This window comes from Pedobacter antarcticus (assembly GCF_900112985.1).
GTDB lineage: Bacteria > Bacteroidota > Bacteroidia > Sphingobacteriales > Sphingobacteriaceae > Pedobacter > Pedobacter antarcticus.
This window is the reverse complement of record NZ_FONS01000001.1, coordinates 882486-894959: the sequence shown is the minus strand read 5'-3', so window position 1 is coordinate 894959 and position 12474 is coordinate 882486. Positions and strand designations below refer to the sequence as shown.

9 protein-coding genes are annotated in these 12474 nt (G+C 39.3%); 2 read left to right on the top strand and 7 right to left on the bottom strand.

What is annotated here, in order from left to right; genetic code table 11:
- Positions 1-93: 93 nt before the first annotated feature.
- On the bottom strand, positions 94-459 hold the full coding sequence (locus BM192_RS03940; RefSeq protein ID WP_037438249.1) for a SpoIIAA family protein: 366 nt from the start codon (positions 457-459) through the stop codon (positions 94-96).
- Between the two features lie 159 nt (positions 460-618).
- Between BM192_RS03940 and BM192_RS03935 the strand changes: the two genes are divergently transcribed.
- Both BM192_RS03935 and BM192_RS03930 read left to right on the top strand, forming a co-directional pair.
- Positions 619-1776, top strand: a complete 1158-nt coding sequence (locus BM192_RS03935) for a zinc-dependent alcohol dehydrogenase (protein ID WP_037438248.1) — start codon at positions 619-621, stop codon at positions 1774-1776.
- A 63-nt stretch (positions 1777-1839) separates the two neighbouring features.
- On the top strand, positions 1840-3108 hold the full coding sequence (locus tag BM192_RS03930; RefSeq protein ID WP_037438247.1) for an Hsp70 family protein: 1269 nt from the start codon (positions 1840-1842) through the stop codon (positions 3106-3108).
- A gap of 107 nt (positions 3109-3215) precedes the next feature.
- On the opposite strand, the gene BM192_RS03925 is transcribed toward BM192_RS03930, so the two are convergent.
- The 6 genes from BM192_RS03925 to BM192_RS03900 form a co-directional block, all read right to left on the bottom strand.
- Entirely contained in the window at positions 3216-3629 is a 414-nt protein-coding gene (locus tag BM192_RS03925) for an OsmC family protein (RefSeq protein WP_037438246.1), read from the bottom strand.
- A gap of 68 nt (positions 3630-3697) precedes the next feature.
- On the bottom strand, positions 3698-4936 hold the full coding sequence (locus tag BM192_RS03920) for a nucleoside recognition domain-containing protein (protein ID WP_037438245.1): 1239 nt from the start codon (positions 4934-4936) through the stop codon (positions 3698-3700).
- A gap of 88 nt (positions 4937-5024) precedes the next feature.
- Complete coding sequence (locus BM192_RS03915; protein ID WP_037438244.1) at positions 5025-7865, bottom strand: S9 family peptidase; 2841 nt, start codon at positions 7863-7865, stop codon at positions 5025-5027.
- A 163-nt stretch (positions 7866-8028) separates the two neighbouring features.
- Complete coding sequence (gene yidC / locus BM192_RS03910; protein WP_037438243.1) at positions 8029-9831, bottom strand: membrane protein insertase YidC; 1803 nt, start codon at positions 9829-9831, stop codon at positions 8029-8031.
- A gap of 20 nt (positions 9832-9851) precedes the next feature.
- Positions 9852-11468 carry a CTP synthase gene (locus BM192_RS03905; protein WP_037438242.1) on the bottom strand — a complete coding sequence of 539 codons (1617 nt, stop codon included), beginning with the start codon at positions 11466-11468 and terminating at the stop codon, positions 9852-9854.
- Positions 11469-11930: 462 nt separating this feature from the next.
- A complete protein-coding gene (locus BM192_RS03900) occupies positions 11931-12470 on the bottom strand; it encodes a hypothetical protein (RefSeq protein WP_037438241.1) in 540 nt (179 codons plus the stop codon).
- Positions 12471-12474 lie beyond the last annotated feature (4 nt).

The following is a 12474-nucleotide window of genomic DNA, read 5'->3' as shown; positions in this document are numbered from 1 at the left end:
GCACTTGAAGTGCTGCTTTTTTTTGTTGTAGTTGCCATAATTTTGTTTTTATAGGAGATGTAGACACACATAACTAACAACTACACAAAATGTTTAACGTTTAATTACCCATTTTCTGGCTTTTTTTAAATCTTCCATTTTAAAGCCTTTAGCTTCGCCTGGGGTGATGAAGCTGAATAGGTCAGTAAACTTCTCCACGGCCGGTTGATCAGTAACAATGGCCATTTTCTTCCATCTGGTGAAGTGCTTCAACCCGGCTGTAAGATCTTGAATCCAGGCTCCCGCACTGAAGTTTTCAACACCTGTTTCTAAAACAAGCAAATAATATATTTCACCAAATTGTTCAGCCTTAACGGCAAGACCAGGTAACAAAACGCTTTTAACGTCTTCCTGATCTACTTCTCCAGAAGCGCGGATTCCCAGAACGTGGTCTGGCAGATTATGAATAAGTGTCAGCATATTTTTTTATTTAGTATCTGGATATAACAGGCAGATACAGTGTAGGTTTGAATTAAAAAAAGAATCATAAGATTTTCATTCCCCGGAAACATTTAGCTCGATCCCGTGTTCCGCAGATATCGGAGACAAAACATCTATTAGAAAATTAATCTAAATTTTATGAAAGCAGCAGTATTTCACAAACCCGGACAGATCACTTATGATCAGGTAGCTGATCCGCGTATTGAAGCAGCAGGGGATGTTATCCTCAGAGTTACTTCCACAGCTATTTGCGGATCGGATCTGCATATCTTAAGCGGTGCAGTCCCTCAAAAAGAGGAGATGATCATGGGACATGAATTTATGGGCATCGTAGAAGAAGTCGGTCCGGCAGTAAGGAACTTGAAGCGGGGAGACCGTGTTGTAGTCCCTTTTCCAATATCGTGCGGGCATTGTTTTTTCTGTAATCACGGTGCATCTCCGAGTTGTGAAAATTCAAATTATAAACATTACGGCCCTAATGGAGATCTAATGGACCAGAAAGGTGCCGCTCTTTTTGGATATACTGATCTTTATGGTGGTTATTCCGGGGGGCAGGCAGAATATGTCAGGGTTCCGTACGCAGATATAAGCCCCCGGATTATTCCAGATAACATTACTGATGAACAAGCTTTATTTTTGACAGATATATTCCCAACTGGCTGGTCTGCTATAGACTGGGCTCAGTTAAAAGGGGGAGAAGTAGTTGCTATTTTTGGTTCCGGCCCGGTCGGTCTTATGGCTCAAAAGGCTGCATGGTTAAATGGTGCAGGAAGGGTGATCGCAATTGACCCGCTGGATTACCGCCTGGAGAAAGCAAAAGCTGTTAATAAGGTGGATATTTTAAATCCGCACAAGGTCGACGTGATCGAAGCTATCCGGGAAATGACCGGGGGCAGGGGCGCAGATGTTTGTGTTGATGCTGTAGGTTTTGAACCTGAACGTAATTTCCTGGATAAAGTTAAAGCAACGGTGAATTTTGAGAAGGGAAGTATTAAAGTGCTGGATATGTGTTTTAAAGCTGTACGCAGAAGTGGCACTGTATCTATTATGGGTGTTTATGGAAGTCCATATGATAATTTTCCGCTTCACCGGATTTTTGATAAAGGAATTACTATTAAGCAGGGGCAGGCACCTGTTTTGAACTATATTGATAAACTCATTGAACTTGTAAAAGAGGAAAAAGTAGTGCTTGATGACATTATTACACACACCCTTCCTTTAAGCGAGGTCGCACATGGTTATCAGATTTTTGATGAAAAACAAGAAGACTGTGTAAAGGTAGTTCTGAAACCTTAAAGAATTATTATATTTGCGGTAGGAAAAAGTTCTTTTCCTACCGCAAAATATATCCCTCTTTTCATGAATAAATACCTCTACGGAATCGATTTCGGCACAACGAACTCCGCGTTATCCATTTTTGATGAAGAAAAACAAGAAATTCTAACAACCATCACGGTTCCATCTTTACTATACTTTCAATACGAACAAACTTCCTCCCAGCCGATGCAATATGTAGTTGGCGAAGAAGCTATAACAGCCTACCTCGCAGACGGAATGAGAGGCCGGTTCATCAAATCAATAAAACAGATTTTATCGAGAAGTAGTTTTATAGAGACTCGTATTTTTCACCAGCGTTATAATGCTTCTGATCTTGTAGCCTTGATCTTGAAAGATTTGAAGACCAAAGCAGATAAAATAACTGGCGAAGATTGTCAGAAAGCCGTAATTGGCAGACCAGTTTTCTTTGATGACGACAACAGTGCCAAAGATACGCTGGCACAGAACCGGCTGAATAAAGCGGCACAGCTTTCTGGATTTACAGAAGTGCGCTTTCAGTTTGAGCCAATAGGGGCAGCATTTTCTTATGAAAAAACGATAAGCAGTCAGCAGAAGGTGTTGGTTGCTGATTTAGGTGGTGGCACGACAGATTTCACTTATCTGGTACTGGACCCCGAACATTCTGGAAATACTGACCGTAGGGAAGATATGATAGCTTCCGGTGGCATTTACATTGGCGGTGATAGTTTTGATTCTGCTTTTATGTGGGATAAGGGGACCCCTTATTTTGGGAAAAATACAATGTATGAGGCTACTCCAGGCAAAGTACTGAATGTTCCTAAATCGCTCTTTGCCAACATTTGTACCTGGGACAAAATGAATTTTTTTAATGGTCAGAAGATTCGAAATGAGATACAGGATTATTATTATTACTCGAAAAATGACCCGAAGTTTAAAAATTTGCTGACCTTAATTGAAAACAACCTCGGTTACTCAGTATTCAGGTCCATTGAAAAAACTAAAATAGCTTTATCGGCTGCCGGCAGTGCTGAATTTGCTTACCACCAAATGGATATTGATATTCAGGAAATGGTATCCAGAGCTGCATATGATCAGATTATTGAAAAGGATATCCGTAAAATTGATATTTATCTCCAGGAGTTTATGGAGAAAAATAAGATCGCGCCGAAAGAGATTGATAGTTTATTCTTAACTGGAGGAAGTTCTCTGGTGGGTGGGGTACAAGAACTCTTTAAAACTAGATTTCCAGATATTCCAGTGAATTCAGGTGATAATTTTACGAGTGTAGCCAAAGGTTTGGCTTACAGTGGTTATCTTTTTGAAAATTAACAGAATTTTGGTAAAACATAAAAGCCTTTAGCTTCTAAAAAACTGAAATGCCCCAAAAAGTTAGACACTTATTGGGGGCATTTTTATGTTTTACCAAAAATCATTTGCTAGAGCTTCAATTCATGGCTTTCTATAGTGATAGGGCTAGTTAAGATCTTATGAATTGGACATTTATCGGCAATTTGCATTAGTCGTGCTCTTTGTTCTTGTGTTAGTTCACCTTCCATTTCTATTTTCCGGATAATACGTGTACTAGCATCCATTTTCTCTTCTGCGCAGATGCTAAGCTGGATTCTGATGCTCGTCAACGGATATTCCTTGCGATCGGCATACATACGCATGGTTATTGCTGTGCAGCTTCCCAAACTAGCCAATAACAGCGATCCTGGCGGCATAGCCTCGTTAGTTCCACCTTTATCTTCGGGTTCATCGGCATAAACGAGGTGTCCCCCGGCATAAATTTTTGTCAGGTAATGTGCTTGGTCTAATTCGGTGACGGCTGTAATCAGGTCTTCTGGCATATGTAAATAGTTTAAAGTTTGTTCTATCTATTAACAAACTTAGGTGCCAAATCGTTTTCAAACAGTTATTAATGGAAAAATAGGTACGCAACGAAGACGGCGGCGATAATTCCCGCCAGATCTGCGATTAATCCCATGGGGATAGCATATCTCGTCTTTTTAATTCCAACAGAGCCGAAATACAGTGCGACGATATAAAATGTAGTGTCTGCTGAACCATTGAAAATGCAGGATAAACGACCGACGAACGAATCAGGACCAAAGGTTTTCATGGTGTCAACCATCATAGCTTTAGCACCACTTCCACTCAGCGGTTTAATTAAGGCGGTTGGCAGGGCGGGAGTAAAATCTGTATTTAGTCCTGTATGCATAAAACACCAGGTAAAACCGTCAACAATATAACCTAATACCCCAGAATTTCTTAGTACTCCAATTGCTACAAGCATGCCGATCAAATAAGGGATAATAGTGATACAGGTAGTAAATCCACCTTTTGCACCCTCAATAAATGCTTCGTAAACATTAACCTTTTTGCGTAAAGCACCGAGAATGAACGCAATAATGATGAAAAAAAGTATGAAATTTGACGCTACTTTCGATACAACTTCAATCTCCGATTTGCTCAGGTAATTGCTGAAATAAAATATTAATCCGACCAGAAATAGTGTAATTCCACCAAGCCAGGAAATAACTACTCTGTTAAATAGGTTTATTTTCTGTTTGATTGCTACAGCGATCATTCCCACTACTGTTGCAACGTAGGTTGCTATCATACAGGGAATAAATATATCTGAGGGATCTGCTGCGCCCAGGATAGCCCGTTGGGCCATAATACTCAGTGGAATAAGGGTTAATCCAGAGGTGTGCAGTACCAAAAACATAATCTGCGCATTACTCGCTGTGTCTTTATCCGGATTAATCTCCTGCAAACTTTGCATCGCTTTAAGTCCGAAAGGTGTGGCTGCATTATCCAGGCCCAGGAGGTTTGCTGAAAAGTTCATCACCATATGACCTGTTGCAGGGTGGTTTTTAGGTACTTCTGGGAATATACGGCTAAAAAACGGGCCTATAATACGCGACAGAAAGTTAATGGCACCGGCTTTTTCACCAATATTCATAATCCCAAGCCATAAAGTCATAATACCTACCAGAGGTAGGGCAATGTCCATCACACCGACTTTGGCCGACTCAAATGTTCCATCTATTATCAGTTTGAAAATTTCGGTATCGCCGAAGAATATCAGGCGGATTAGTGCAACAACAAATGCAATTACAAAAAATGCAATCCACAGGTAATTTAAAGCCATATATATGTTTGAAGCTATGAATGTAACAAAAAAGGATCTGCATTCCTGAAAATGCAGATCCTTTTTTAATTTAATATGGTGACCCAGACTAAGGTTTTTCGTCCGTTAGTTCAAAACCCCATGTTTTACCTTTTTCAGTTGCTGGAATTCCGCTCGTCATCCAAACTGGTGCTTTAGCTCCTTTGAGATAATGATCGAAAAACTGCTGCTCACGAATCTGAATGTCTTTTCTATTCTGACGAAGCACCAAATTATGTGCCTCATTATTATAGTTTAGCATCCATACTGGTTTACCTAATCTCCTCAGACCAGTAAACATTTCAATACCCTGATACCATGGCACAGCTCCATCTGCATCATTGGCCATAACTACAACTGGTGTATTTACTTTAGGAAATGCAAATAAAGGTGAGTTTTCAATATACAATTCTGGTTTTTCCCATAGAGTTGCACCAATTCTACTTTGTGTTTTTTCGTATTGGAACTGCCTGTTCATCCCAGATTCCCAACGCATGCCGCCATACGCAGAAGTCATATTTACTACCGGAGCACCAGCCCATGCTGCTGCATACATATCTGTTTTCGTAATCAGATGGGCAACCTGATAACCACCCCAGCTTTGTCCCTGGATACCGATTTTGGTCCCGTCGACCCAAGCATTCTTTTTTAGCGATTCTACACCTGAATTGACGTATTCTTCCGCTGATCTACCTGGATAACCTGTTTCATAACTGATATCCGGTGCAAAAACAAGGTATCCATTACTTACAAAATAAGGAATATTTAATCTGGAAGGTGTAGGAGCCGGTGCATTATAAGCGTATAGACCATCGCTTAATTTCTCATAGAAATAAGCGATCATCGGGTATTTTTTTGCCGGATCAAAATTCTCTGGTTTGTATAAAATACCTTCGGCTTGATGACCTTTAGGGGTTGTCCATTTTACAAGTTCTGCAGTTCCCCAGTTATACTGCTGCTGCTGCGGATTAGTTTGGCTCAATTTAGTTTCCGTTTTCAGATCTGCGGATGCATAAACATCAGGTGAGTTCGTATAATTTCCCTTGTCATAGAGGTAACGTTCTGCAGATTTAGCTTTAATTACTGCAGAGTATTTATATTTCGCTATAACCAGTAATTCAGGATTCTTACTATTGGAAACTGAAGTTTTATAGAAACCATTTTCTTTAGTCACTTCGTTAAAAGCGCTCAATAGAATTTCGGGCTTTTTACCAATAAAACGTTCTTGAGGATCAGTTTGTAAATAACGGAAAGTCAGTTTATTTTGTCTCCCAAATCCATTGGTCAGGTTTTTTGCTGCTGACTTGCCATCTGGTGAGAATGACCAGATATCATATTTGTCATAAATTAATACCTGCTTATCATCTGCTGTCCAACCTGCAAGACCATATTGGCCTGGCTCGTCCGGTACGTCATTATCCTCGTTCGCAAATTTCACGGTGGCAGATTCGGTTAAGGAAATAGTTTTGCCGGTAGCAACTGAATAGGATGACCAGTTTCCTGTAGCCTTATCAAAATAGGCAATGTAATTGCCTCCCGGAGATGCAAATACGCTGCCTCTCAACCCAGTGATGATTTTCTTGCGATTACCATTACGTGTGTCTACCAAATAGTAATCACGAATAGTTCCTGCAGTCCATTGCATCTGTACTCGGTTGCCGAAGTCTGTAGATGCCAAAACATAATTTGCGTCTCCCTCATTCAATATACTCGCCTCAGGCAGCTTAAGATCCGTTAAAGGAACAATTTTCGGGTCACTGCTGTAAATATCAATAACAGTCAAGTAGGATCGTTTGGATTCTTTATCTGCATTTTTTAATTGCATTGGTTGCAGATAATCATCTTTATAACCCCAAATGTCAAGCTTAGCATTTTCAAAATCTACCAGGGTAGTATCTTTTTCTTTTTTAACAGGAGCAATTCCAAAATAGAGTTTATTGCCTTCTTTGCTGAATGTTAAAGTTCCATCACCGCTTACAACCCAGTTTGCTGGCATACCTTCCATTTCCTGATCGACCAGAGACTGTGCTGTATCCAGTGATAATGAGTTGAAATAAATGCTGTAATCTTTAATTTCCTTTTTCTCAGGAGAGGTTTCACCAAGGAAAACGACCTGTTCGCCGTCTTCATCAAATACAAACCCTTTAAAATTACCTTTTACGCCAACAAGAGTTTTAGTTGTACCTTTTAAGGTGTTAAATAAATAAACACCGGGCTTGTTATTCTTATCTTTTTTAGACACAGCTACAGCAAATACCAACTGTTTTCCATTTTTGCTCAGCGCATAATTGGTCACATTCGGGAATGTACGCTCTATGCCGGTAAGCAGGTTTCTTAACACGAGGTCGGAACCGTCTTTACCATCTTTTTTTACCGCATCATCATCTGCGAAAAAAGCGTCTTCAGCATCTGAATCTTTAGCTACAGCTGGAGTGACTTTCTTGCTCGTATCTAATGCAGGTTCTTTCTGGTAGGCCAGGAAACTACCCTCATTTTCAGGAAGTACAAACGATTTAACACGTCCGACTTTATATATAACTGCGGTTGTCAGGTTAATTACGCCGAGAGAATCTTTAGACATTTCGGCTGGTTTTTTCTTCTTGATTTTCTCTAGCCTGACATCTTTAAAGAAAGGCTTAATCAGGAATGCTGCAAATTTTGAATCTGCACTGAACTGCATCTTTTCGCCTCTGTTAACGTTAATTTTTCCGGAAGCTGTCAGATTCTGAAAGTATAAATTTGCGTCGCCTTCTTGTTTCAGAACGGAATAAGAAGCCCATTGTCCATTAGGAGATAGTTTTTTAACACCTATACTCTCCCAGGAGTCATAAACCGTATGGTCTAGGGGTTTCTTCTGCGCAAATACAACGCTCGCACAGAGAAGGAGAATAAAAGTAAATTTGTTTTGCATAATCAATGTTTGTGTTTGGATGGAATGTTTTAAAATTTAAAAATTGCAATTTATTCCCGGTTTACCATACATGTATGGCAAATTTTACATCTAAAGCATGAAAAAGGGCAAAAAAAAAAGGTATCCTTTACAGGATACCTTTTTCATAAAACCAAAACCAGGATTATTTATTTTTATTCTGCTGCGTTTTAGCTTGTTGCTGCTGACGCATATAATCATCCAGACGAGTCTGGAATTTAGATTTTTTCTTTTGTTCCTCTGGTTTTTTCTTGTTCTCTTTCAGGATATTATGAATTTTTTCATCGTTAACGAGCATCTTAATCAGAAATTGCTGACCGAAAGTAAGCATGTTCGCAAGGAAATAATAATAGTTCAGACCTGAAGGGTAACTGTTTAATACACCCAGGAATACTATTGGCATGATATAACCAATGTATTTCATCTGACCTGTAGCACCCGAAACCTGGTTATTGAAGTAAGTATAAATCAATGTCGATATGGTCATCAGCACACACATTAAACTTAAGTGGTCACCAATGAACGGAATAGTGAAACCAAACTTAATGAAATCATCATAAGTTGATAAATCATGCATCCAAAGGAAGCTTTGTCCTCGTAATTCGAATAAGTTCGGGAAGAAGAAGAAGAATGCCATTACAATCGGTAACTGAAGCAGCATTGGTAAACATCCGCCAAGCGGGTTAACGCCAACCTGTTTATAAAGTTTCAGATATTCTTGTTGTAAAAGTGTAGCATTGTCTTCTCCAACTTTTGCTTTGATCTCGTCCATCTCCGGCTTGAGGATTCTCATCTTCGCCATAGAGATATAAGACTTGTAAGTTAGTGGAGACAAAACAAGTTTCAGGGCTATAGTTAATACTAAAATGATTAGCCCGTAGTTCCAGCCGAATCCTTCAAGAAAGTTAAACACAGGTAATACAACAAATCTGTTGATGTATTTTAACGGCCAGTAACCCATCTCAACCAATTTCTCAATTTCCTGACCCTGCGCTTTTAATACTTTGAACTGATTAGTTCCAAAGTAGAACTTCATTTTGTAGTTCTGTGCAGCCAGCTGATTAAATGGCAAACTTAAATTTGCATGATAACCTTTAACTTGTTCGGGTGTAGTTAATACAGTAACACCTAATTTAGCCTTAGCGAATGGGTCAGCAGGGATTAATACAGCCGAGAAAAAGTGTTGCTTAAAAGCGATCCACTCGATCTTGGATTTAGAAAGGTCTTCTGTCTCATCTTTAGCAATGCTCAGGTGATCTGGATTTTTATCTACATACTTATAATAAGGCGCAGAGTACTGCTGCTCATTTTTCAGTGATTTTTCTTGTTGTAATAATACTGTAGACCAGTTTAGTGCAATGCTATCCCTCTGAATAACCTGATTCATACCATTCAGGTTAATGTTGAAACCAACGTTATGTGATTCAGGCTGCAGATCGTAAACAAATTCAATAAATTTATCAGGACTGTAGTTAGCACGCATGGCCATTGAACGCTCTGTCAGTACCGGGGTAAAGTACAAATCGTTAGTGTTAACTTGTTTGCCTCCAATAACGAGTGTTAAACCAAATTCGTTCTTGTCGCCATCAAATAAAACAACAGGTTTACCCTGGTAACTTTTTTCATTTTTAAGCTCAACGGATTTGATTTTACCCCCTTTGTTGCTGAAGGTTAATCTGAGTTCGTTGTTCTCAAGTACACTTGTAGCTTCTGTACCTGAGATGTTGGCGCCAAAAGGTCCTTTTAGAGTTGCAGAATCCAGCGACGGAACTGCAGTTTGTGCAGCAGCAGCTGCAGGAGTAGTAACTGTTCCTGCTTTTTTAGCTGAATCCAGTGCAATTCGTTCACGTTCCTGTTTTAATTCAGCCTCACTTGGCTTGAAAAAATAGAAGGAACCTGCAAGAACGATCATAATCAGGAATAATCCTGTGAATGTATTTTTATCCATTATAGTTGTTTAAACGCCTTTTATTTGGTTTTTTTCTTCGCATACTCCATCGCAGCGGCGACAAATTTAACAAAAAGAGGGTGAGGATTAGCAACTGTTGATTTTAATTCCGGATGAAATTGTCCACCAATGAAAAACGGATGATTTTTTAGCTCAACGATTTCCACTAAATTACTGTCAGGATTGATGCCTGAAGCTATCATACCTGCATTCTCATATTGATCCAGATATGCGCTGTTGAACTCATAACGATGTCTGTGACGCTCATTAATTCTGGATTTTCCGTATGCTGCAAAGGCTTTAGTTCCTTTTTTAAGCTCACATGGATAAGAACCCAGTCTCATAGTGCCGCCTTTATGGGTAACAGTTTTCTGGTCTTCCATCATATTAATTACCGGGGCCGAAGTCGTTTCATCAATCTCAGTTGTGTTTGCTTCGCTCAAACCTAAGACGTTACGGCCAAATTCAATTACCGCGCATTGCATACCCAAACAGATCCCGAAAAATGGAACATCATTCTCTCTAACGTAACGGATCGAGTCAATTTTGCCTTCAATACCACGGCTTCCAAAACCGGGAGCGACCAATACACCATCCAGGTGTTTTAGTTTCTCTTCTGCATTATCCGCATAGATATCTTCAGAATGGATATACTCTACTCTTACTTTACACTCGTTTTTAGCACCTGCATGAATAAATGCTTCTGTAATTGATTTATAAGCATCTGGCAGTTCGACATATTTACCGATCAGACCAACTCGTACTTCGGCAGTAGGATTTTTTAGTCTTCCCAGGAAATCTTTCCAGCTTTCCATATCAGGCTCGTTTTTCTGTGCAAGTTTCAGTTTACTTAGAACAGTTTTATCCAATTGCTCTTTCATCATTAACAAAGGCACTGAATAGATAGAAGAAGCGTCGATTGATTCGATTACCGCATTAACGTTTACATTACAGAATAAAGCGATCTTTTTACGGATATCTGGTGTAATATGATGTTCTGTACGGCAAACAAGGATATCCGGTTGAATACCATATTCCAGTAATGCTTTTACAGAGTGTTGAGTTGGTTTTGTTTTTAACTCTCCGGCAGCCGCCAGGTAAGGAATTAAAGTCAGGTGAATAACTATAGCATTGTTAGCTCCGGCTTCCCATTTAAACTGCCTTACAGCTTCAATAAACGGAAGAGATTCAATATCACCGACAGTACCACCTAATTCTGTAATTACGATATCAAATTCTCCTGTATCACCCAGGATTCGCATATTACGTTTAATCTCATCTGTAATATGCGGAACGACCTGTACAGTTTTCCCAAGGTATTCGCCCTGACGTTCCTTATTGATTACGTTCTGATAGATACGTCCGGTGGTGATATTATTTGCCTGAGAAGTAGGTACGTTAAGGAAGCGTTCGTAATGACCAAGATCCAGATCCGTCTCTGCGCCATCTTCAGTTACGTAGCATTCGCCATGCTCATAAGGGTTTAACGTTCCCGGATCAATATTGATATAAGGATCGAATTTCTGAATGGTTACCCTGTAACCTCTAGCTTGTAAAAGTTTGGCCAATGAAGCGGAGATGATGCCCTTACCCAAAGAGGAAGTGACACCGCCCGTAACAAAAATATACTTAGTCATGTTTGTGAGTTTGTGAAATAAAAGCAGCAGTAGGCGCTGTTTTATTGCTTTTGTACGGGATACAAAGTTAACAAATATTGTGGTATAGAAAAGTAAATTTTGGAGATTATGTATTCAGCTGAGTCTGAGGAAAAATGGCTGAAAACGAAAAAGACCAGGATGATCTCCCGGCCTTTTTCAATAATATATTTGGTTAGAATATGCTGGTTTAGGTAGTGCTGCATGTTTAGTGCTTAACACTAAGGTAAAGCTAATGTAAATTTTAAGATTTAGTACGTCTGAGGTGAAATAAATTACAAATAAAATGTAAGTAACTGATTTTCAGTATAAAAAAATTGATGGCCACTGCTTTTTTGTGCTTTGGCAGTAATTTCTTGCTGTCGTTTGGCTGTTAATTTATGAGCATTAATGTATAAATTTCGATCTCTAACTTAGTGTCTAACTTACACTAAGTACTGCTTTCTATTTACAGCACTCGTAGTAAGGTTTAACCTTTTTTTCTTTCTCGGACCAAGCTACGTATACCTTTGTTTCTTTACCTAAACGGTATTTAAAGCCATTGAGACCACTTTTTCTTAATTCTTCAAAAAATTCTTTATCAGGCGTATTTTTGTCTGCCAGTTCATCTTCAGTAACTGCAGGTTCCAGGAAATTCTCTTCTTCGAAGAAAAGTTTGAGTTCCTGCTCCATAAAAGCTTTTTGTTTTTTCTCCCTCGCAAGGTCTACACTTTCCTTATAATTATCCAGCAGATCTGACGCAAGTATCCGGACAGCATATACCGGTGCGCCTCCTTCGGCGGTAATATTAAACAGTAATGCCATTTCTTTTGGTTTGGATCCCTGTAATTCTATCCTGAAAGTATCAGGTTTTATTGCGTTGCTGAAATATTGAACAGTAGTTTGAACATGGTTCTTATCGGAAAGCTGCTTATCTTCTGATGATGAATTACAGGATACAATAAATAAAAGTAGTATAAAGAAGGAGTAAGGAGTAAGTCTCATAAGC

Excerpts from the sequence above, each read along its gene's own strand:
- BM192_RS03940 (WP_037438249.1), bottom strand. The coding sequence starts at position 459 with ATGCTGACACTTATTCATAATCTGCCAGACCACGTTCTGGGAATCCGC.
- BM192_RS03925 (WP_037438246.1), bottom strand. The coding sequence starts at position 3,629 with ATGCCAGAAGACCTGATTACAGCCGTCACCGAATTAGACCAAGCACAT.
- BM192_RS03900 (WP_037438241.1), bottom strand. The coding sequence starts at position 12,470 with ATGAGACTTACTCCTTACTCCTTCTTTATACTACTTTTATTTATTGTA.
- BM192_RS03930 (WP_037438247.1), top strand. The coding sequence starts at position 1,840 with ATGAATAAATACCTCTACGGAATCGATTTCGGCACAACGAACTCCGCG.
- BM192_RS03915 (WP_037438244.1), bottom strand. The coding sequence starts at position 7,865 with ATGCAAAACAAATTTACTTTTATTCTCCTTCTCTGTGCGAGCGTTGTA.
- yidC (WP_037438243.1), bottom strand. The coding sequence starts at position 9,831 with ATGGATAAAAATACATTCACAGGATTATTCCTGATTATGATCGTTCTT.
- BM192_RS03920 (WP_037438245.1), bottom strand. The coding sequence starts at position 4,936 with ATGGCTTTAAATTACCTGTGGATTGCATTTTTTGTAATTGCATTTGTT.
- BM192_RS03935 (WP_037438248.1), top strand. The coding sequence starts at position 619 with ATGAAAGCAGCAGTATTTCACAAACCCGGACAGATCACTTATGATCAG.
- BM192_RS03905 (WP_037438242.1), bottom strand. The coding sequence starts at position 11,468 with ATGACTAAGTATATTTTTGTTACGGGCGGTGTCACTTCCTCTTTGGGT.